Source organism: Chitinophaga caseinilytica, from assembly GCF_038396765.1.
GTDB lineage: Bacteria > Bacteroidota > Bacteroidia > Chitinophagales > Chitinophagaceae > Chitinophaga > Chitinophaga caseinilytica.
In genome coordinates this window covers 438,632-461,536 of sequence record NZ_CP150096.1, presented here as the reverse complement: position 1 = coordinate 461,536, position 22,905 = coordinate 438,632, and the positions used below count along the sequence as shown (strand labels likewise).

Below are 22,905 nucleotides of genomic sequence, written 5' to 3'. Positions count from 1 at the left end.
TTATTGTCGGGTGAAGGGAAGGCTGTTCGCAACGGCCCGCCGCCGCATCTTTTGTTACGACCCGATTCAGAACTTTTATTATCAACTTATGAACCTGTTACAAATCGCGGAGCAGTACCGCGACAACCTGCTGAACGATGTGATCCCATTCTGGCTGAAACATTCCATAGACGAGGAGTTTGGTGGATTTTTCACCTGTCTCGACCGGGAAGGGAACGTTTTCGATACCGATAAATTCGCCTGGCTGCAGGGCCGCCAGGTGTGGACGTTCGCCATGCTCTGCAACAAACTGGGCCGGCGCGACGAATGGCTGAAAACCGCTGAGCACGGGGCTGATTTTATGTTGCGCCATGGGCGCGACGCCCATGAGAACTGGTATTTCAGCCTCACTCGCGAAGGCCGTCCCCTCGTACAGGCGTACAACATTTTTTCCGACTGCTTCGCCGCCATGGCGTTCGCGCAGCTGGGCAAAGCTACCGGCAAGGCGGAATATAATGATGTGGCGCTGCGCACGTTTCAAAGCATCCTTTCCCGGTTCAGCCAGCCGAAGGGCAGCTACTCCAAAGCCGTTCCCGGAACGCGGCCGCTGAAGGGGCTATCGCTCCCCATGATCCTTTCCAACCTGGTGCTGGAAGTGGAGCACGTGCTGCCGCACGAAACGGTAGACAGCACCATCCGCGAATGTGTGCGTGCGGTGATGGAAGATTTCTACGATCCGGAAACCGGGCTCATCATGGAAAACGTGACGCCAGACGGGCGCCTGTCGGATTCCTTCGAAGGCCGTCTCGTATCGCCCGGGCACAGCCTGGAATCGATGTGGTTCCTCATGGACATCGCACATCGCCTGGGCGATGAAGCCCTCATGATCAGGTGTAAAGACATCGCTTTGCGCATGCTCGAATTTGGATGGGATACATCATTCGAAGGAATTTTCTATTTTATGGACGCGAAAGGACGGCCTCCGCAACAACTGGAATGGGACCAGAAGCTCTGGTGGGTGCATCACGAAGCCATTGTGGCCATGCTGAAAGGCTATCGCTACACCGGCGACGAGCGTTGCCGCCAGTGGTTTCACCGGCTGCATAACTATACCTGGCGGCATTTCCGCGACGCCGAGTTCGGCGAATGGTTCGGGTACCTAAACCGCAGGGGAGAAGTGCTGCTGCCGCTGAAGGGCGGGAAATGGAAAGGTTGTTTCCATGTTCCGCGCTCGCTGTTCCTCAGTTGGAAAACGCTGGAGGAGATCGCCGTTTCGCAAACCGTAACTGTATAACCAACCAGATTTGATCGTATTATGGCCAACGTACTTTCGCCCGAAATGAGCGTCCACCAGGGCGCTACTCCCTCGTCCCGCAATTATCTGCCCGCGCTGTTATCGCTTGCGGTGCTGTATTTCATGCTGGGTTTCATCACCTGTCTCAACGATACGCTGATCCCTTATTTTAAGGAAGGGTTCACGCTGAGTTACACGGAATCGTCGCTCGTGCAGTTTTATTTTTTCGCCGTGTACGGGATTTTTTCCATTCCTGCCGGACGGATCGTGTCGCGCATCGGGTTCCGGAAGGGCATGGTGACGGGTTTTCTCGTGGCGGCGGCGGGTGCGCTGTTGTTTTACCCGGCGGCTTTGCTGCATGCGTATTACCTTTTCCTGGCGGCGCTGTTCATCGTAGCGGTGGGGATCGTTTTCATGCAGGTGTCTGCCAACCCGTACATCGTGGTGCTGGGGCGGCCGGAAACGGCTTCGTCGCGCATGAACATGATCCAGAGCGTAGGTTCCGTGGGCACGATCATGGCGCCGTTGTTCGGTGCGGCGGTGATATTGCCCGGGATGGCGGCCGGCGGCTCGTCGGCCGTGAAATATCCTTATGCGGGGATCGCGTTGTTGCTGGTGGTGATCAGTGCGGTGTTGTGGCGGATGAAGCTGCCGGAGGTGCGGCCTGTGGAAGAGGGGCAGGCGGAAGGCGGATCGGCGCTGGGTTTCAGGAACCTGAAGCTGGGGGCGCTGGCGATCTTTTTTTATGTAGGGGCCGAAGTGGCGGTGGGGTCTTTCCTGACCAATTACATCGCCGATACGCTGGCTATCACGGAGCAGGAGGCGAACCGGTATGTATCTTTTTATTGGGGGGCGATGTTGATCGGGCGGCTCCTGGGCGTGGGGTTGCTGCGCGTGGTGCGGCCGGAAAGGATGCTGGTGATCAATGGTCTGGCGGCGATTGCGGGGATCGTGGTGTCGATGACGAGCGGCGGGCCGCTGGCGGTGTGGGCGCTTATCAGCGTGGGGCTTTGCAATTCGGTGATGTTCGCCATTATTTTCTCGTTGTCGGTAAACGGCGTGGGGAAGCATATCACGCAGGCGTCGGGGATCTTGTCTACCGCCATTTCCGGCGGCGCGGTGATCGTGGTGCTGCAGGGATGGCTGATCGATAGCGCATCGTGGACAACGGCTTTCATCATCCCCATCCTGTGCTACGCGTATATCGTTTTCTATGGTATCGAGGGATGTAAGCCCCGGCGGAGCGGTCTTGCAAAATCGGTTTAGTTTGTAAATAAAATTAAAAACATCCCGTTAGTTGGCGATAATTATCTAAAAATATTTCTTACTAGCTTAGTATTTTTAAAATTATTTTCTATCTTTAGCCTGTACGATGAAAATTTGAGGTAATACCACGTTAGAGAAGCCCGGGAACCCAACGAACGCAAACGAACTGATGCAGCGTGTTTAAATCCGGCCCGGGGGAGAAACAGGGGAAGGCAGGTGCGCTTCCTGATCAATCAGCAAAAAATCAAATTGGGAATGGATAGCGAAGCAGGTTTGCGCGCATGCGCGGACGGGGATACCTATTTCCTTCCCGAAACATGAGAACGTAATCAGCCAAAAGCAAAACAAATTCGCTACAAGATGAATATGCAGTAACCGCCACACTTATTACTGTTACAGATAACCAACCCTGTGCGACCGCTTCGCGCACGGGCAGTGTTTTGTCTGCAACGGGTCCACGTACCGATGTATTAAATCACTTAAATCAAGCAACAACCTACGCTATGTTATTTCCACTGAAGGTCAATTCCGGCATTACTGCCGACAGGGCGATCCTGCGCTTGAAATTGACGTTGGGATTGTTTTTCGCCGCCGGCGCCGCCATGGCAGCCAGCCCTCTGGCGGAAGACCGTCCGGATAACGCGAAATCCACTGTCAGCGCCGGCGCTATACCCGCCGCCTATTTCGCTCCGAAAGACACCGGCATCGTCGTGAAAGGTCGCGTGACCGATTCAACGGGGATGCCTTTGCCCGGGGTTTCCATCACACTGAAAACCGACCCGCTGAAAGGCGTGCAAACGAACGGCTCCGGGGAATACACCATCAAGATCGCCGGCCCCTCGACCCTCGTTTTCTCTTTCATGGGCTATATCAAACAGGAACTGGCCGTTACCGACAGCCGCACGCTGAACGTGGAGTTGAAAAGTTCCGACAAAATGCTGGGCGAAGTAGCCATCGTGGCCTTCGGTACCCAAAAGAAAACCACGATGGTCGGCTCCGTGACCACCATCAATCCCAAAGAGCTGAAAGGCCCTACCAGTAACCTTACCACCATGCTCGCCGGCCGCCTGGCGGGTGTGATCGCCATGCAGACTTCCGGTGAACCGGGGAAAGACAATGCCGACTTCTTCATCCGCGGCGTCACCACCTTCGGCAGCGGTAAAGTAAATCCCCTCATCCTCATCGATGGCCGGGAAAGCACGCCCAGCGACCTGGCGCGCATCCAGCCCGACGATATCGCCGGCTTCTCCATCCTCAAAGACGCGACGGCTTCCTCGCTCTACGGCGCCCGCGGCGCCAACGGCGTGATCCTCGTGGCCACGAAATCGGGCGGCATCACCAGTACGCGCTTCAACGTGCGGGTAGAAAACTCCAATTCCAGCAATACACAGAGCCTGAAGCTGGCAGACAATATCACGTACATGCGCCTTGCCAACGAAGCGGGATTCAATTCGGGCGCCACAACCCGGCGCTATACCGAAGACGCCATCCGCCACCGCGTGAACAAAGACAATCCTTATGTCTATCCCAACAACGACTGGATGGGCTTGCTGCTGAAAAACAGCACCAACAACCAGCGTTATAACTTCAACCTGAGTGGCGGTGTGGAAAGGGCACAGTATTATGTTTCGGGGACTTACAATATTGACAACGGCCTCCTCCGCACGATCGCCGACAACTCGTTCAACAGTAACATCAAGGCGCGTAACTACGAGATACGTTCCAATATCAACGTGAAGCTGACCAAAACGACGGAAGCGATTATCCGTACCACGGGCCGGTTCTACGATTACCGCGGTCCGCAGGGCGGCTCCAACCAGTTGTTCACGAACGCATCGCGCGCCAACCCGGTGGCTTTCCCGGCCTATTTCCCGGCTTCTTTTGCGCCGGACGAGAAAAACCCGCTGTTCGGCAGTGCGCGCATGACGAACGGCAGCCTGATGATGAACCCCTTTGCCGACGCGGTTTCCGGGTTTACGCAGAACAACAACTCCACCCTCATCGCGCAGCTGGAACTGAAGCAGGACTTCGGGTTCCTCGTGCCTGGGCTCAGCGGCCGGGTGATGGCGTATACCCAGCGTTATGCCGAGTTTAACCTCAACCGCCGGTTCTATCCGTTCTATTATACGGTGACGGTGGATCCGGAAGAAGGCGTTCGTGGCCTGGAGCCCCTCAATCCCGGAGGCGGTACCAAATATCTCAACTTCCAGGGCGGAGACAAGAGAGCCAATATTTACACTTACATGGAGGCTGCGCTGAACTACAACGCTACGATCGCTAAAAAGCACAATATCGGCGGGATGCTCATTACGCTGCTTTCCAACAACGTAGACGGTAATGCGAACGATCTGTTGCTGGCGCTTCCCCGGCGCAACCAGGGCTTATCTGGCCGTTTCACCTACGACTACGATTCCCGCTACCTCGTGGAATTCAACTTCGGCTACAATGGCTCGGAGCGCTTCGAAAGGCGTAACCGCTTCGGCTTTTTCCCATCTGTGGGCGCGGGCTGGAATGTGAGCGGGGAGAAATGGTTTGAGCCGTTGCTGCCCGTTGTGAGCAGGCTGAAATTCCGCGGAACATACGGTGTAGTGGGTAACGACCAGATCGGCTCCGAAACCGACCGCTTCTTCTACCTGGCCAACCTTTCGCTGGGCGGCGGTAACGGGTATTATTTTGGCGACAAGTTCAATTACGGCGGCGGCGGTACGGTTATCAACCGTTACCCCAACCCGTTCATTACCTGGGAGCGCGCATACAAAACCAATATCGGCCTGGAGCTGGAGATGTTCAAGGATTTCTCATTGCAGGCCGACATTTTCAAGGAGCGCCGTGAAAACATCCTGCTGTCCCGCTACAATATTCCCTCCACCATGGGGCTCCGGTCTATCCAGCAGGCCAACGTGGGCGTGGGTGAAGGTAAAGGGATAGATATGACGCTGGAATACAAGCGCACCCTGAACAAAAATTCCTGGCTCAATGTACGTGGTACGTTTACATATGCGACAACGAAAATACTGGAGAACGAAGAGCCGGCTTACGACAAAAGCCTGTGGCACCTCCGCCGCGAGGGGCGTTCCGACCAGGTGCGTTGGGGATATGTTGCAGAGCGCCTGTTCACCGATGAGCATGATGTGGCCAACTCGCCTTCCCAGTTTGGTATCCGTGAGCTCGCCGGTGGCGATATCAAGTACGTGGATATCGACGGAGACGGTATGATCACGGATCGCGACCAGGTGCCGATCGGGCACCCCATTCGCCCGGAGATCAACTACGGCTTCGGTTTTACGTATAAATACAAATCATTCGACATCAGTACCTTCTTCCAGGGATCGGCGCGCTCTTCCACTTACATCGACGCGGGCGGGATAGCTCCGTTTCTTGAAGGATCGAGTTCTCAGCGCGGGTTGTTGAAAGTGATCGCAGACGATCACTGGTCGGAAACAAACCAGGACCCTTACGCTTTCTGGCCCCGCGTTCATGCCACGGCCTTTTCCAATAACCTGTTTACCTCTACATGGTGGATGCGTAACGGCGCCTTCCTTCGCCTCAAAACGGTGGAGCTGGGTTATGAGCTGCCCGACCACTTGCTGAAGCGGATGCGCGTCAACGCCCTCCGCCTGTACGTGAACGGACTCAACCTGCTTTCTTTCAGCAGCTTCAAGTTGTGGGACCCGGAAATGGGCGGCGCGCAGACAAATGGAAACAACAATGCCTTCAACTATCCTGTGCAGCGCGTGATCAACGTCGGCATCAACCTCGGATTTTAATTTCCTGACATAAGAACGAAATTATCATGAAACGGAACTTCAGATTCATCATATATGGCACTGTACTGGCCACCGCACTGGGAACCGCCTCCTGCCAGAAAGGCTTCCTGGACGTGGTGCCCGACAACGTAGCTACGCTCGACGATGCCTTCTCCAATAAAACGGAAGCGGAAAAATACCTCCGTACCTGCTACTCCTTCCTGCCATCAGTAGACCCCGTCAGTAATATCCTGTACATAGGCGCGGATGATATGTGGACGTACCGGTACGGCCAATACTCCTATCAGTCGCCCTGGAAGATTGCGCTCGGCGAGCAAACCGCCGGCAACCCCTGGGTGAATTTCTGGGACGGCGAAAACCACGCGGAACCGCTCTGGAAGGCTATTCGCGAGTGCAACATCTTCCTCGAGAATATGTACGAAAACGGCTCGACCCGCCGTATTCCCTACCTGAGCCCCGAAGACCAGAAGCGCTGGATCGGGGAAGTCACCTTCCTGAAGGCGTACTATCATTACTGCCTTTTTAAAAACTACGGGCCCATCCCGATCGTGGACGTAAACATCCCCGTGAGCGCAACGCCGGAAGAAGTAAAAGTGTTCCGCCAGCCGGTAGACGAGGTGGCGCAATACCTCGTCAACACGCTCGACAAGGCCATCCCCATGCTGCCCACCGAAGTAACGAACAGGGTCAACGAACTGGGGCGCATCACCAGGCCGGCAGCCATGATGCTGAAGGCACGCGTGCTGACCGCTTGGGCCAGCCCGCTCTTCAACGGCAACACGGATTTCAGCAGCCTGAAAGACAAAAAAGGTACTCAGCTCTTCAATCCAACATACGACGCCAACCGCTGGGCGCTGGCCGCCAAAGCGGCGGAGGAAGCCGTTGCGGAATGCGCTGCTGCGAGCATTCACCTGTACGAATTCAATTCGCCCTTCGTAACTATCACCGACGCCACCCGTTACCAGCTGAGTGCCGCCGGCGCCCTTAACGCCCGCGAAAACCAGGAAGCCATCTGGGCACTGACAGGCAGGGCTGGCCAGACCAGTGTGCTGCAAACGCACAACGCGCCGAAGTACCTCATGTCTAGCCGTGACAACTACATTGGCGGGTATATGTCGCCCACGCTGAAAATGGCGGAAAACTTCTACACCAAAAATGGTGTTCCTATTTCAGAAGACAAAACCTGGAACTACCAGGGCCGTTTCGATCTTCGCGTGGCCAAGCATGAAGAACGGTTCCACGTACAGGAAGGGTATACAACGGCCAGCCTCCATTTCGATCGCGAGGAAAGGTTCTATGCAAACCTCGGCTTCGATGGTGGCAGATATTTCCTGGAGGGGAACAAGACCGACGAAAAATCGTCCAACATCCAGGCAAAATACGGGCAGCCGCAAGGCAAGGCCAGTGAAGAGTTTTACAGCGTGACGGGTTATTTCGTGAAGAAGTTCATCAACTATAAATTCAACCAGACCGATCAGGCAGTAACAACCGAAACCTGGGCATGGCCGGAAATGCGACTCGCCGACCTTTTTCTCTTGTATGCCGAAGCGCTCAACGAATCCGGTCAGAGCGCCCGCGCCATCGAATACGTAGACAAAGTGCGCGAAAGGGCCGGGCTGAAAGGCGTAGAGGAATCGTGGAGCAATTTCTCGAACCGGCCCACCAAATTCACGACCAAAGAAGGCCTGCGGGATATCATCCGCCAGGAAAGGCTCATCGAGATGGCATTCGAAGGTCATCGCCTCTGGGACCTTCGCCGGTGGAAACTGGCCGTCGAATACATGAACCAGCCGGTAGAAGGATGGGATATTTTGCAGAAGAACGCGGCTGATTATTACCGGAAGAAGCAAGTGTTCAACCAGCGGTTTGTGGCGCCGCGTGATTACCTGTGGCCCATCAAACAGCACAACCTCATCATTAACACCAACCTGCTCCAAAATCCGGGCTGGTAAATTCCCTAACGCCAAATGCGATCCATCATGAAGAAATTTCCGATCATCATAATGCTGGGAACTTTACTGTTCTCCTGCAAGGAAGAGAAACCGCTTTCTCCCATGCTGGCCGATGCGAACCCTCCCGGCCAGGTTTCCAACGTAGACATCAAGCCGGAGCCAGGCGGCGCCACCATTAGCTACACACTGCCCAAAAGCCAAAACCTTTCCTACATCGTAGCCGAAATCAAAACGCCCGACGGAAGGCTCCGCACCTACAAATCATCGTTCTACACCAACCAGCTCCGCGTGGAAGGCCTGGGTGATGAAAGCGAACACGAAGTACGCATCTTCTCCGTAAACGGTGCGGAAGTACGCTCCGAGCCCGTAGTGAAGAAGTTCAAGCCCACCGAGCCCCCTATCTCAAGGTGTTCAAGTCGCTGAATATGTTTGCCGCTTTCGGTGGAGTGGGGGTTACCTACCTCAATCCCGATAATCAATCGCTCCAGGCGATACTCATCGGGCCCGACTCGCTGGGGCGCATCGCGCAGCTCAACGCCGCTACGCTCGATCAGGAAGAGGGCAACGCAACCTTCAGGGGGCTGAAAGACGAGGAAACCGTTTTCGGTATGTACCTGGAAGACCGCTGGGGCAACCGTTCAGATACAACGTTTGCCACCATTACGCCACTTTTCGAAAAAACACTCGACAAATCGAAATTCCGCACCTATAAAATGCCCAACGACCCCATACTGGTAATTGAATGGAACGTGGCCGTGGAATTCGCGTTCGATGGAAAATGGTCGTCCGTCTGGGCGTCGCCTTACGATGGCAATGGCAATAACTGGCAGAACATTTCCACGAACACCAAAGGCCTCGATCCGACATGGATCACGTTTGACATGGGCGTGCAGAGCAAGCTGAGCCGCTTCCGTATCAACCACTACTACCGGTACAGCAACCGCGGCATGAAGAAATACGAGATCTGGGGATCGAACAACCCGACGCCCGACGGCAGCTGGGATAGTTGGACGAAGCTGGTGGATTATGAACAGAAGAAGCCTTCAGGGCTGCCGGATGAAGTATTTAACGATGCGGACGCAACGGCCTGGTTGCTGGGCGACCAGAAAGATTTCCCGGTTGATGCACCCGCAGTAAGGTATATCCGTGTCCGCTGCCTGGAAAACTGGATGGGAACGGGCGACCTGAGCTTCTCGGAGATCACCCTGTTCGGCCAACCGATGTAATCCACCCTTTCAAAAATTGCACATGAAAAAATTAACGCTTTCGATATTTGCCCTTGCCGCAGCGCTGGCATGGGCCGGTTGCTCGAAGATCGACGACTACAAGGAATTTACGACCGGGAAAATCAGGAAATATGCGGGTAAGGTGGATTCGTTGAAACTCTTTCCCGGTAAGGACCGGCTCGTGCTCAGCTGGCTGCTGATCGCCGACCCCAACGTCAACAAAGTGATCGTCAAATGGGGGGATGCAGACTCAGTAACTGTACCGGTCGCACGTACAAACAAACCGGACTCCATTGCACATGAGTTTTCACCACTCCCGGAAGGTCCCTATAACTTTACGGTCATCACCACCAACTCGTTCGGTGAGCGTTCCGTTCCGGTTTACATTTCGGGGAAAACATACGGGCAGAACTATACCAATACGCTGCTCAACCGTCCGCTGGATGATGCATACCTCGCTGAAAGCGGTCATGCGAACCTGAAATGGGGCGCCCCGGAAGAAACCTGTATCGGCGTCAACATCACCTGGACGAAGAACGACGGTTCGAAAGGGAATCGATACGTGAAAGGTGCCACGGCAGACGTGGTGCTGGAGGATTATAAACCAGGATCGGCATTCACTTACCAGACGCTCTTCAAGCCCGAGCCCCTGGCCATCGATACCTTTTATGCAGCATCGGTTACGACGGTACTGAAACGCGAATGGGTGACGTCGAAATACCTGAAAAATTACCGTCTGCCCTTTGCTATCGGGACCTGGGACGGCTCGCGATGGGGGATTCCTGCGCATTGGAACGTGTCTGCTTCGGCTAAAACCCGTGGTGGCGGATTTGGCGGGTTCGACAACCTGAACGGCGCCGCTACTTTCGGATTTGAGAAATGGGAAGGTGAAACGGCCATCAAGAACGGAAAGGCCTGGCAAACCGTGACCCTGCCCGCCGGGACCTATGAACTGGCGCTGCACCTGGGGAACGGCGAATGGTGGCTCGGCACCCGCGGCAATGAGCCCCGCTACCTCGCAGCAGCTACCGGCAATGCATTGCCCGATTACAACGCCATGAATACCGCACTGGCTTATAAGAGTTTCGTGGACCAGACGCGTGCCAGCATCCGGTTTACGTCTGACGGCATCAACCCCGTATCGCTCGGTTTCGTCATGAACTGGGAAGTGTGGGACGCGCAGTTCTTCCGCGCACAGGAAATTATTTTGTACAAAATTCCTCAATAACTTGAATTATGATCAAATCAGCATTGAGTAGTTTAATGGCACTTTGGATGGTGGGGGCAGGCATTGCCTCCACCTCCTGCCAGAAAAGTATGCAGGCCACAACGGCAACGGCCCCGACCGAAATGGGAAAACCCAAACCCCCTGAAAAGCTGCCTCCATACTACATTTCCGACCTCGCACTCATCTACCAGGGCGGCACTCACCGCCTTCCGTGGACGAGCACCCACCTCAAGCCTTTCGTGTTCCGCACCCCCACCACCGGGTTCGAATGGCTGTTCGACGGGTTCCTGTTCATCGAGTTCAAAGACAACCTGGGATACGAATACGCCGAAGGATACGGCCAGCAGCCCGCCGGAAAGGCGCAGTGGCTCTGGCTCCTGCAGCGGAATTTCGAAGACGGGAAAGCAATTAAGGCGTTAAACGGAATGCTCGACAGCCTGTCTGCCCAGGGCAAAACCCCCGAGCGCAAACGTAAGGTAGTGCTCACGCTTCCCGAGCCCATCCGGTCTACGGCCAATTGGGGAGAACTGAACGGACGGCAGCTGAATTTCGCCGTGGCGGCAGACCGCGTGGCCGCCTGCCAGTGGTTCATCGATACGGCCATGACCATGTGGAATGCCGCCAACCTGCAACACCTGGAGCTGATGGGATTCTATTGGGTGGCGGAACACAATACCGGGGCGGCCGAAATCCTGCCCTCCGTTTCCGCCAAAATCCATGAGCGCAACAAGCGCTTTTACTGGATCCCGTATTATGGAGCCGACGGTGCAGGCAGCTGGCAGAGCATGGGCTTCGATATCGCCTATCAGCAACCCAACTACTTCTTCGACCTGAATTCGCCCTACAGCATCCTCACCGGTGCCATCCGGTACGCGCAGCAGCACAGCATGGCGCTCGAAATGGAATTCGACAACAGGCTCATCACCGATGCCGGCTATCAGAAAAAATACACCGATTATATAAATGAGTTTGAAAAAGCCGGCGCTTGGCGTAATTTACCCGTCGCCTATTACGAAGGCGGAGGAGGATGGTACGAGATGAGCCTGCAAACGGACCCTACCGTCACCGGACTATTTAAGCGGCTTGCTGAGATTATTTCCACGAGACAAAAAGATACCGACGTACGATCCCGGTAGAAAAACTACACGATTGATGAAAAAACTATGGATGTTCGGGTGCATGCTGGCATTAGCCGCCTGCTCGCGTAAATCACCCGGAAACAAGGTACTGTTGCTGCCATCAGCAGGCAGCACGGAAACCATGATCGCTGCCGTAAAGGCATCGGCCGAAGCCAATGGATGGGAACTGGTGGAAGGAAACAAATCCTACCTGCATCCCGACTCCCTGCAACATTTCAGGACCATCGTCAGCAACTGGTCGTACCCCGACAGTCTCGACCACCGTCAGATCAACGCGCTCCAGCGATACCTGGAAGCAGGCGGAACCTGGGCGGTGATGAAGGATTCCTCTTTCAAAATGAAAGGATGGCCCTGGCTGGATGCATTGGCAGACAACGACCAGGTATTTATGGGCGCTCCCGAAGAAGCGGAACGCATCCTGACGAAAGCGGGAGACGAAGCCAGCGGCCTGGATTATGCCGCCTGCAGCACACCTGCCATCCCGGAAAATAACCGGTACACCTATACGATGCTGGCGCAGGGGCTCGATGAACCCCTGCAACTGGCCGTGCTCCCCGGCAACGACGTGATGTTCGCCGAGCGGAAAGGCGCCGTTCGCCTGTATCGCGCACGCGAAAAAGATGTGATCACCCTCGCGCAGTTCAATGTGTACAGCGGGCTGGAAGACGGATTGCTCGGCGTGGCCCTCGATCCCGAATTCGATAAGAACCACTGGGTATATTTCTATTACGCAGTAGGAGGGGACGCACCCGTGAGCCGGCTCACCCGCATGGAAATGCGCGACCAGCGCCTGTTGCACGAAACGGAGAAAACCCTCCTCGAAATCCCCACCCAGCGGAAGCATTGCTGCCACTCTGCGGGATACATCGAATTCGGGCCGGATAAATTGCTCTATCTCTCCACCGGCGACAATACCAACGCCGAAGAAACGGAAGGATATACGCCGGTGGACGAGCGCCCCGGGCGCGAGCTCGCCGACGATCAGGCCACGTCTGCCTCCTCGGCAGACCTCCGCGGAAAGATCCTCCGCATCCGCCCCAAAGCCGACGGCACTTACGAAATCCCCGATGGCAACCTGTTCCCGAAAGACGGCTCCAAGGGCCGGCCGGAAATTTATGTCATGGGCTGCCGGAACCCCTTCCGGTTCACGGTAGACCGTAAGAACCAGTATGTGTATTGGGGAGACGTGGGGCCGGATACGAAAGTGCCCGGCAGCGAAGGCACCATCAGCTACGACGAAGTAAACCAGGCCCGGAAACCCGGATTCTTCGGATGGCCGTACTTCCTCGGCGAAAACGAAGCCCTCCCGAAATGGGACTTCGCCACCAAAACCGAAGGCCCCAAACTGGACCCGGCCAAACCCATCAACAGTTCGCCCAACAACAAAGGCGTGAAAGAACTGCCGCCCGCGCAAGGCGCCATGATCTGGTTCGGAGACGGCCCTTCCACCAAATTCCCCCTCGTGGGCAAAGGCGGGCAGAGCGTGATGGCAGGCCCGGTTTACTATGCCGATCAATTCAAAAACGCGGAATACAAACTGTCTGATTACTACGACGGCAAACTCCTCATTTACGATTGGGTACGCCGGTGGATCATGGCCGTTACGTTCGACGAAAACCATAATTACCTCCGCATGGAGCCTTTCCTCGATCACCTGGCGCCGGCAGCGCCCATCGACCTGCGATTTGCCGACGATGGCGCCATTTACATGATCGAATACGGTACCAACTGGTTTTCCCGGAACATGGACGCGCGCCTCGTCCGCATCACCTACGCCGCGGGCAACCGCCGGCCGGTAGCGGGGATCAGCGCAGACCATCTCACGGGCCCCGCTCCCATGACGGTGAAGCTTTCTGCCGATGGGTCTTCCGATCCCGACAGGCAGGATCAATTGCATTACAGCTGGAACGTGGATGGAAAGGACTACAGCGATTCCGCCGTGGCTCACACCTTCGCCAAACCCGGCGTGTATAAAGTGCTGCTGACCGTTACCGACGATCACAAAGCCTTCGATACCGCATCCATCTACATCAAAGCCGGCAACACACCGCCAGACGTGCAGATCACCACCACCGCCAACAGCTCGTTCTATTGGGACAACATGCAATTCCCCTACAAAGTGACCGTCACCGATCCGGAAGACGGCACCATCGCAGCGGAAAAAGTGGCGGTTGGGTTCAACTACATCCCGTACGGCCGCGACATGGCCGGCGCGCTCACGCAAGGGGGCGCAATGCCCACGCCGAAAGGGAAAGAGCTGTTCTATTCGCTGGATTGTAAGGCTTGCCATACCGAAAACACGGTGTCTGTCGGCCCCAGTCTCATGGACGTTGCCGCCAAATACGAGCGCAATGAAAAGAACACCGCTTTGCTGGCAGACAAAGTGATCCGCGGAGGCAGCGGCGTGTGGGGCAACCGCCCCATGAGCGCGCATCCGGGAATGGCGGTGGAAGAAGCCAAAGTGATCGTGGATTACATCCTGTCGCTGCGGTCTTCCGGTGCATCGTTGCCGGCGGAAGGCGCCATTGCGCTGAAAGAGCACATCGGTAAATCCGCCTCCGGCGTCTACCTGCTCACGGCGCGCTATACGGATAAGGGTGCCAACGGCATTGAGGCGCTCACGGGCCAGCAATTCATCATGCTCCGCCATCCGAAGCTGGAAGCGGAAGAGCGCGATACAGACCAGCAAATCCGCTTCGTGAACTGGATCAGTCAACTGCTCAGCTATGGCGTTGCGAACGACGGTAGTTCCTTCGTCTTCAAAAACATCGACCTCGGCGGCATTTCGCGCGCACGGTTCCGGGTACAGCTGCAAGGCGCCGGCGGAACGCTGGAATTGAGGATGGGCGCCAAAGACGGGCCGGTGGCCGCTACGCTGAAAGTACCCGCGGGCGACAAAGGCGAGTGGGTGGAACTGACGGCCCCGGTGAAAGCAAATCCCGGGCGCCAGGACCTCTGGTTCGTATTCAGCAACCCCGGCCAGGGCACGCTCTTCAATATCGACTGGACGCTTTTCGAGAATGGAAAATAAAACAGGCGGCAGGGAACTATCATAAACCTGCCGCCAACCTCAAATGCATAAGCCGCCTGACCCGGGCGGCTGTCTGCACATTTAAGCCTGTTATACCCAATGTTTAATGCCTTCGATCGGCCGCTATACCCCGAAGGTCAAAATTGTGCTTATGCATGTCATTAAAGTCATACACTATTTGCAGAAAATCAGCCATTGTATCAATAAATCCGATACCGGCACACCGAAAGAACTCGCATTGAAACTGAAGATCGGTGAGCGGCAGGTGCTCCGGTACATCGACCTGATGAAACAACTGGGCGCGCCGGTCGATTACTGCCGGAAGCGCAAGAGCTACTACTTCAGGGTGAAAGGTTGTTTCAGTGCAGGGTTTACATCATTTGAAGAAGAAAGTGCCGGCGGATGAAGAAGGGGTTCAAAACCGGAAGCCGGCTATTCGCTTTGGTGGCAGCGTTTCTGCATATGGCGGTGTTGGCTTTTGCCCAGCAGGCGCCGGCGGGAAAGATAACCGGAAAGGTGAAAGACTCGGTATATAATTATATGCTGCCCACGGCCACGATTGCGGTGTACAGGCAATCCGATTCCTCGCTCGTGAAATTCACGCTACCCGACCGGTTTGGCGAATTTGTGTTGCCGGCACTTCCCGGCAACGTGGCCCTCCGGTTGGTGGTTTCCCATCTTGGATACACGCCTTTCGTAGTGCCGTTCAGGATCGGGGAAAGCATGCAGTTCGATTTCGGGACCATATTCCTGCATCAAAATAAAGGGATGCTGAAGGAGGTGACGGTAATGGCCATTGCTCCCGTCAGGATGAACGGCGATACGCTGGAATTCAATGCTGACGCGTTCCGGCTGGATAGCAGCGCCACGGCGGAAGACCTCATCAGGAAACTGCCGGGGTTCACGGTGTGGGGAGACGGAGACATCACCTACAACGGTAAAAAAATACAACAGGTGCTGGTAGAGGGAAAGCCGTTCATGGGAAGCCAGGATCCTGCCATTGCCACGCAAAACCTGCCCAAAAACGCGCTCGATAAAATTCAGGTCTACCGGCAGCACAACCTCAGCAACCCGCTGGATTCCACACTTTCAGCCAACATCCGCCTGAAGCCGGATAAGCGTGTCGGGTATTTCGGAAAGGTGGGCGGCGGATACGGTACCGGGGAAAGATATACTGCCGATGGCATGCTCAGCGGATACACGGAAAAGCTCCAGTTGAGCCTCGTGGGAGCGGCCAACAATATCAACAAGATCGCCACCGGAACGGAAATGTTACTGAAGAGCAGCACATTCCAGGGCGAAGGGGTGGGGACGCAATACCAGAGCGATTTCCGGATGCGCGGAAGTAACAATGCCATCGCCGCGGGCGCCAGGCTGCAATATGATATGGAACCGGATTTCAAACCATTAAAAATAAACCGGCTCAAAGGAGATTTCTTCTACGACGATCAGCGAAGGAATATCCAAAGCCGGTCTGTGGAAAACACCTACCTGAAAAGCGATGCGTTGCTGACCGCCACCACCCGATCACAGGCCAAGGAGAACAGTACTTCCCGTAACGCAAATGCCGCTTACCATAAAAGTACCGAATTGCAGGAATGGAACGTAAATGCAACTTATTCAGGCCGGAACACGCACCAGGTTTACAATGATGAATCGGAACGGCGGCAAACCGATGTGGGCCTGCTCGGCAACAGCGTGTCGCAAACGGAGCGGAATATGGAAGTGTCGCGCATCACCGCAGGCTTCGATTTTCAGAACCGCGCAAACATCATGATAGCGGATAATACGCGGCAGGGAAGGGTTTCGCGTGCGTTTACGCTCGGATATCTATTTAGCGCCGAAGAGCAATCCGGGAACGCCGCCACGAAATCGGAATTTACTTCCGCCACCGACCCCTTGCTTAACAGAAAATACGACAGGCTGTATGAAAGGCAAGACGGGCGAAACAGCAGCCACGTACTAAGAGCCAGCTATCCCGGGCTTAAACGCCTTATTTTCCACCGCGCGGGCCTGGCGGGGATCGGAATAGGAATTTCTGCCAATTACAATCTGGGGAGCAAAAGCGCCTTCGACCGTATCCTGGACAAGCGGTCGGCCGATGGCAAATTCCAGGTGAACCCGTTTCTGACGAACACCCGGCATGAAAACACCAGCAATTTCACACCGGCCCTCAACCTGTCGAGAAGTTTCGGCAAGGATCTTTCTAACCGCTACAACAAAACCACATCCATCCACGTAAACCTGCAACAACAATATTACGGTCTGCAAAGCAACGCGGATCAGCCTATCCAGAACATATCCTATCATTATTCCCGTTTCCTCCCGCAGGCATCGTTCACGCATACCAACCATCAATATGGACTGCATGAAACCAGCTACAGCCTTGCTTTTTCCACCCAGGCAAACTATCCGGAAATCGGCAGGATGGCGCCGCTGACCGATAGCGCCGATCTCTGGCAGGTCCTGAAAGGTAATCCGGAACTCCGGCCGCAATATGTCAGGGAATTGACCGCCGGGTACAGTTACACTTCGAGAAAGCCGAAGAATCCGTGGAATGCGCGGGTGAACCTGGCCGCGGGGCAAACGGATAATTACTTTTCCGACAGCTTGCTCTACAACGCCTCGGGCGTCAGCACCCGGTATGCCGTTAATATCGACGGACAGCGGTGTGCCAGCGGCAGCGCGGAAATCAGGAAGGCGTATCAGACCAGATCCGGCACTTTCGAAGCGGGCGGACGATATGGGATGAACAAGGGGCGGTATCCCCAGTATATCGACAGCAAGCTGAACGTAAGCGACAATACCAGTCACCAGGCGTCGGTGAATATCAGTTTCCGGCATAAAGACCTCCTGATATTGAAAGCAGAACATAGCCGCATGATGTTTAACAGCATTCAGAAAGGATTTGGGCAAAGCGAACTGAAAAGCAGGAACCAGTCTACCATGTTTTCCGGGGCGCTGCAGTTGCCGGTAAACATCCATTGGAACACGAACCTGATTTTCAACCGCAACCGCGTCAACCAGTTGAATCCCGACAATTTTGTGATCTGGAATGCGAGCCTTGGCTGCCGTTTTCTGAAAGGAAGGCAAGGCGAGGCGAAGATCTCGGCGCTCGACATCCTGCGGCAGAATAAAGGTTGGTCGAACATAGTGTCGGGCAATGCACAGGTATTCACTTACAGCAATATCCTGCAACAGTATTTCATGCTTACCGTGGCTTATTATCCGCGGAAATTCGGGAGATAAATTTATTATGTTAAAAATAAGTTGATGCGGAACTTTCGCCGGTTGATATCCTGCATGCCGCCTTTCGCATGGCGGGAGTGGCTGACTATTGCCGGAATTTTCGGTTTGTTGGCGTATTCCATTTTCTGTTATCCGTATTCTTTTAACTATGAGATGGAAATGAACGGACAATATGCACTCCTGGTGATGATGCCGCTAATGGCTGTGTTGCTGACAGGAGGTGTTGTATCAGGGATTGAACTTCCGGTTTTACCGCGCATTTGTTGTACGGTGGCGATCTGCGGGTTGGGATTGCTGTTTTTGTGTAGCGGGAGCTATCATTTCGGCAATGAGCATTTTAGTTGGGTGGCGGTTGTTGTTATGCTATGCAGTTGCGGGCTGCTGTTGCCGGCAAGTGGCATCGCGCGTATATCGAAATGGATGGCGGCGGGAGTGGCTGGTGTGATGGTGGTGCAGATCTATATTGGATATATGCAATTGCACGCGTCCCGGGTACAGCAAATTCCGGCGATGGAAGCTTTGCAGGGAACCGTGCGGAATTCGGGAATATTCAATTGCCTGATGGTGACGATGATGCCCTTTACGTTCCTCGGGCTGAAAGGTGGGGAGACCTGGCCTGCCTGGGTCCGGAAAGCGGGTTTTGTATTGTTTCTGGCTATTTCCGCGGCAGTTATTTTCGGGGTGATCGTATCTGGCAGCAGAACTGCGCTGATCGCTGCGGGCGCGTTGCTGGCGGCAGCGGTGTTCCTGGTTTGGAAGCGGAAACTGGCAAACAGCTGGAAACGAATACCCGTTCCGGGAAAACTGGCGGTAGTGGTGATGGGGATCGTGTTGTCCGCAGCGGTTGGTTATTTTCTTTTTGGGATGAAGAAAGCCAGTGCGATAGGGCGTGTCATGAAAACGGAGGTTGCCTGGGGGCATGTTTCCGATCACTTCTGGACGGGAACGGGACTGGGGAGATTCAGTTGGTATTATCCGCAGTGGCAGTCCGATTTTTTCAGGGAACGCCCTGATGCGCCGGAGGCTTACCGGCAAAGCGCCGGCGAAAGTTTCCTCCTTTTTAATGAGTGGCTGCAGTGGTGGCTGGAAACGGGGGCGCTGGGAGGCGCCTGTCTCGTTATAATAATGATCTTGGTGTTCCGGGCCAGATCGTTGCAATATCCGCATTTGATGACGGCCATAAAACTGACGGTTTTCGTGATACTTTCCTGTGGATTTACGACATATGTGCTGCATGTGAATGCAATTCTGCTGTTGCTGGTGTTTTGTTGCATAGTTGCTTTCCGGCTCGATGAACGGCCGTGGCCGGCCTTCCTGGAAAGGGTTTTTGTTGCGGGTAAAAAGGCAAGTGGGGGATGGCTGACGGCCGTGGGGGCGCTGGTGGTTTGCGTAATGATGGTCCGTTGGTGGCCGGCTTATCGTGCTGCTGCGCAATGGCGCATGTTGCAGGTATCTGGAAAAGCGCCTGCCCAAAGTGAATATGCACAGTGGTATCCCGTGCTGAAGCATAATGGGAAATTCCTCGCCGCTTACGCCATACAACTGGCTGCGGATGACCGGCATGGCGATGCGTTGCCACTATTAAACGAAGCCCGGAAAACCTTCATCAGCAGGAACGTTGTGGAAGCGATGGCGAATGCGTGCGAAGAAACCGGCGACTACGCTTGCGCGGAGAAAAATTGGCGCTGGCTGGGATACTATCTGCCGGGGAGGCTTTCACCCAAAGGCGAACTGATGCGCCTGTATCTGCAAACGGGCGATACGGCAGCAGCGCAACGCATCGCCGGAGAGATACTGCAAACACCCGTGAAAATTCCTTCCGCAGCAGCGCTCCGCATCAGGCGGGCCGCCCGTGATCTGGTCCATGAAAAATTCAACAACTAATTTTTCAATGACAATATCGGACTTTGACCGGGCATAACTTCATAACTGCATGACTTGGCATTACCCAACAAAAATCAATAAAAAACTATACTATGGAATTGAATAACTTCTCTTACATCTGGACGGTGATCCTGGCTGTCGTATTGGCTTTGCCACTTAATATCGTAGTTATTTATTGCCTTGTATCCCTCATGAAAAACGCCAGGAAACAAAGCGCCCTGTTGGAAAAGTTGTTGACCGAACTGATGGACAAAAACGGGAGCAACAACCCAAGCAAGTCGTAATCATTTATTTCATAACTCAAAAAAAGTATCAAGATGAAACGATTGTCGTTCCTCTTTGTGGCCGCCGTATTGGGTGCGGTCCCGTTTATGTCGTTCGTTGACGGCGATGAAACCGGCGGCGGTGTCGGTACACAAGATTGTTACACCTCCATGAACCTTTCCTGTGGCGAATATAATGGTATGCCGCTCGGAACGCGGACGGCTTGCCAGTACAACGGTGTATTTGGCGGAAAGATCGCTTGCACCAGCTTTGGCTGTATGAATGACGCTATGGCTGACTATAAATGCAGGAAGGAGGGGAATTTGATTATTTCTGAAATGACCCCCAGGTAAACGATCGTGGTATAGAAAGACCAGATAATTAAAAAACTGATTTACAAAACATTGTTACATGAAAAAACTTATTTATCCCTTTTTATTAGCTATTACCTGCGTAGGTGCTTCTTCGTTGCTGCTTTCATTTACTGAAGCAGACGAAAGCGGTGGTGGCGGAACGGAAGACTGTCTTACTGCCATCGTATTTAAATGCGGTTACACCGGCATCGATGCGGTGAGATGCGATTTTAACGGCGTTTGGACGGGGAAACTTGCCTGTCAGGCTGTTGATTGCGATATGGTGACTGTCACCAGGCACCATTGCTACCCTGCCACTAAAACGCACGATTAATGCAACCGTCACCCGGAAGCGGAATTCCATCCGCCCCGGGTGATTTCATGTAATGAATTGATGACAACACGTGATTGCCACAGAATTAAGTATGAGAATCAAAGCTTCTATTCCGGCAACGTTGCTCTTGCTCGTTGCCTCCGTTTATTCCTGTAAAAACAATAAGGAAACCAACGTTTCGCCCAGGCAGATCTTTGTCGATAACCATGCCAAGAAGGACACGGCCGATATTGCCGGCCTCATCGATACCGTTGCTGTAATTCCGTTGATCGAAGGCGCAGATTATCCTGTTACCACTCCCTTTCAGCTCTATGCTTTCGGCGACAAGGGATATATCCTTTTTAATCTTACGCCGAGCAGCAAACAGGCGCTTTTTTTCAATAAAGACGGTACTTTCGGGAAGGTTGTCGCCAAAAACGGGATCAGGGAAGAAGACGGGATCAACTTTACAGATTCCTATGTAGACGACAAGGGCATGATCGTTTATGATTTTGCCCAATGCCGCATCAATATCTACGACAACGATTTGCAATTGAAAGAAATCAGGAAAGGAAAGAAATTGCTGCACTTTTCCCACCTGGCGCGTATTCCCAATTCAGATAATTATGCGGCTTTTGCCAACTACAACCTTGGAAATCCGTCTGCAACCCTGCTCAATACCCTCACCAGCGATCTGGATGTCGACCAGACTTTTCTTCCCTATTCAAAACCGTTCCGGAACATCCTGGTACTCACCTACAACAACAGTTTTTTTCGCCATAGCGACAGCCTCCGTTTTACGAAGCATTACGATCCCAGCATTTATCATATCGATGCAAACGGAATGGCCAGGCTTTATGATATCCGGTATGCGGAGGGAAGTATGACTTCAGCGCAGGGAGATTCCATCATCACCGAGCACCTCGATAAATTTGATTCGCATGTGAGAACGCCCCAGGATATGCATACTTCAATGTTCAGCGGTTTCGTATTTCCTTACGGCACTTATCTGGAGAACAGCCGGTACATCATCTTCGGATCCATGTCGTTCGCAGGGAATAAGCGCGACGGATTCATGAGCATCATTTCCAAAAATACCCTGAAAGATACCGTTTCCGCCAAAGTCATGACCGACGGGAAATCGCTGCAGGGTGTATTGCCGCCGTTTATGGGATACGATCATAAAACAGACGAATTCCTCGCCCTCGCCACGGGTTACCAGCTCAAAAAAGGGCTCGATCCCGGCAGCCCGTTCCAGGAAAAACTCGGCCGGCTGGATCTTGCAGGCTTTTACCTTATCAAAGTGAAATTCAAATGAAGCCAATATATTATTTCGTCGTTATCATTGCGCTCGGCGGCATCTCCTACTTTACGCTGTACAAAAGCAACAGCCAAAAGAAACGACTGGAGCGCTCCCTGCAAAGCAGTGTAGACAGTATCGCCAATCTCAATACCATCGTTAAGTACCTGGAGGGAAACATCGCATTCGCCAATAAATACACCGGTTTCAGGCTGGAAGACACCAGCTTCGCAGCCTGCAAAGTGATGAACGAAAACGACGCGGCGGTATACACGAACCTCGCTGCTGCGATGCGAACCGGCGGCAGCACCCTCATCCTCCGGTATACCGAAATCGGCTGCGGCATGTGCTCCGATATGACGGTGGAGAAAATGAAGGCGTTTAAGAAAGAGCATCCGGAAACACGTATCCTGGCACTCGTCGATTTTTCCAACGTTGAATCCTACCTGGTTTGGAGAAAAGGCGCAAAAGTGGATTTCGATGTTTATTTTTACGAAAAGGGCCGTTTGTCGATAGATGCAGACTCGCCCACCTATTCTTATTTATTTTATGTGGACGGAAATCTCAGGATCAGGAGGATCTTTATCCCTAATAGCGGATACCCGGAACTGATAGACGATTTCCTGACCGGTCAATACAAATTCCTGTAAAACCTGAACG

At 54.0% G+C, this 22,905-nt stretch carries 17 protein-coding genes; all 17 read left to right on the top strand.

The window, feature by feature from the left end:
- The first annotated feature begins 88 nt into the window (after window positions 1–88).
- The 17 genes from WJU22_RS01865 (at window position 89) to WJU22_RS01785 (ending at window position 22,895) form a co-directional block, all read left to right on the top strand.
- Entirely contained in the window at window positions 89–1,273 is a 1,185-nt protein-coding gene (locus WJU22_RS01865) for an AGE family epimerase/isomerase (RefSeq protein ID WP_341841601.1), read from the top strand.
- A gap of 21 nt (window positions 1,274–1,294) precedes the next feature.
- Complete coding sequence (locus tag WJU22_RS01860; RefSeq protein WP_341841600.1) at window positions 1,295–2,539, top strand: sugar MFS transporter; 1,245 nt, start codon at window positions 1,295–1,297, stop codon at window positions 2,537–2,539.
- Between the two features lie 503 nt (window positions 2,540–3,042).
- Window positions 3,043–6,306: a TonB-dependent receptor gene (locus WJU22_RS01855; protein WP_341841599.1), complete on the top strand. Its 3,264-nt coding sequence runs from the start codon at window positions 3,043–3,045 to the stop codon at window positions 6,304–6,306.
- A gap of 26 nt (window positions 6,307–6,332) precedes the next feature.
- Window positions 6,333–8,258: a RagB/SusD family nutrient uptake outer membrane protein gene (locus WJU22_RS01850; protein ID WP_341841598.1), complete on the top strand. Its 1,926-nt coding sequence runs from the start codon at window positions 6,333–6,335 to the stop codon at window positions 8,256–8,258.
- A 27-nt stretch (window positions 8,259–8,285) separates the two neighbouring features.
- On the top strand, window positions 8,286–8,681 hold the full coding sequence (locus WJU22_RS01845) for a DUF4959 domain-containing protein (RefSeq protein WP_341841597.1): 396 nt from the start codon (window positions 8,286–8,288) through the stop codon (window positions 8,679–8,681).
- A 2-nt stretch (window positions 8,682–8,683) separates the two neighbouring features.
- On the top strand, window positions 8,684–9,484 hold the full coding sequence (locus WJU22_RS01840) for a DUF5000 domain-containing lipoprotein (RefSeq protein ID WP_341841596.1): 801 nt from the start codon (window positions 8,684–8,686) through the stop codon (window positions 9,482–9,484).
- 22 nt (window positions 9,485–9,506) lie between these two features.
- Window positions 9,507–10,712 carry a DUF4998 domain-containing protein gene (locus WJU22_RS01835; protein ID WP_341841595.1) on the top strand — a complete coding sequence of 402 codons (1,206 nt, stop codon included), beginning with the start codon at window positions 9,507–9,509 and terminating at the stop codon, window positions 10,710–10,712.
- An 8-nt stretch (window positions 10,713–10,720) separates the two neighbouring features.
- The gene (locus tag WJU22_RS01830) at window positions 10,721–11,848 is read left to right on the top strand and encodes a DUF4855 domain-containing protein (RefSeq protein WP_341841594.1); all 1,128 of its coding nucleotides are present in this window, start codon (window positions 10,721–10,723) and stop codon (window positions 11,846–11,848) included.
- Window positions 11,849–11,864: 16 nt separating this feature from the next.
- Window positions 11,865–14,882 (top strand): PQQ-dependent sugar dehydrogenase, encoded by a 3,018-nt coding sequence (locus tag WJU22_RS01825; RefSeq protein WP_341841593.1) that lies wholly within the window; start codon window positions 11,865–11,867, stop codon window positions 14,880–14,882.
- Between the two features lie 151 nt (window positions 14,883–15,033).
- On the top strand, window positions 15,034–15,288 hold the full coding sequence (locus WJU22_RS01820; protein ID WP_341841592.1) for a hypothetical protein: 255 nt from the start codon (window positions 15,034–15,036) through the stop codon (window positions 15,286–15,288).
- The gene (locus WJU22_RS01815; protein ID WP_341841591.1) at window positions 15,285–18,131 is read left to right on the top strand and encodes an outer membrane beta-barrel protein; all 2,847 of its coding nucleotides are present in this window, start codon (window positions 15,285–15,287) and stop codon (window positions 18,129–18,131) included. Before WJU22_RS01820 ends, WJU22_RS01815 begins: the two co-directional genes overlap by 4 nt.
- A gap of 345 nt (window positions 18,132–18,476) precedes the next feature.
- On the top strand, window positions 18,477–20,015 hold the full coding sequence (locus tag WJU22_RS01810) for an O-antigen ligase family protein (protein ID WP_341841590.1): 1,539 nt from the start codon (window positions 18,477–18,479) through the stop codon (window positions 20,013–20,015).
- A 92-nt stretch (window positions 20,016–20,107) separates the two neighbouring features.
- Window positions 20,108–20,299, top strand: coding sequence for a hypothetical protein (locus WJU22_RS01805; protein WP_341841589.1), 192 nt, complete (start codon window positions 20,108–20,110; stop codon window positions 20,297–20,299).
- A gap of 33 nt (window positions 20,300–20,332) precedes the next feature.
- On the top strand, window positions 20,333–20,632 hold the full coding sequence (locus WJU22_RS01800) for a hypothetical protein (RefSeq protein WP_341841588.1): 300 nt from the start codon (window positions 20,333–20,335) through the stop codon (window positions 20,630–20,632).
- A 58-nt stretch (window positions 20,633–20,690) separates the two neighbouring features.
- Complete coding sequence (locus WJU22_RS01795) at window positions 20,691–20,966, top strand: hypothetical protein (protein WP_341841587.1); 276 nt, start codon at window positions 20,691–20,693, stop codon at window positions 20,964–20,966.
- A 91-nt stretch (window positions 20,967–21,057) separates the two neighbouring features.
- Window positions 21,058–22,263 carry a 6-bladed beta-propeller gene (locus tag WJU22_RS01790; RefSeq protein ID WP_341841586.1) on the top strand — a complete coding sequence of 402 codons (1,206 nt, stop codon included), beginning with the start codon at window positions 21,058–21,060 and terminating at the stop codon, window positions 22,261–22,263.
- Window positions 22,260–22,895 (top strand): hypothetical protein, encoded by a 636-nt coding sequence (locus WJU22_RS01785; protein ID WP_341841585.1) that lies wholly within the window; start codon window positions 22,260–22,262, stop codon window positions 22,893–22,895. Before WJU22_RS01790 ends, WJU22_RS01785 begins: the two co-directional genes overlap by 4 nt.
- Window positions 22,896–22,905: the final 10 nt, after the last annotated feature.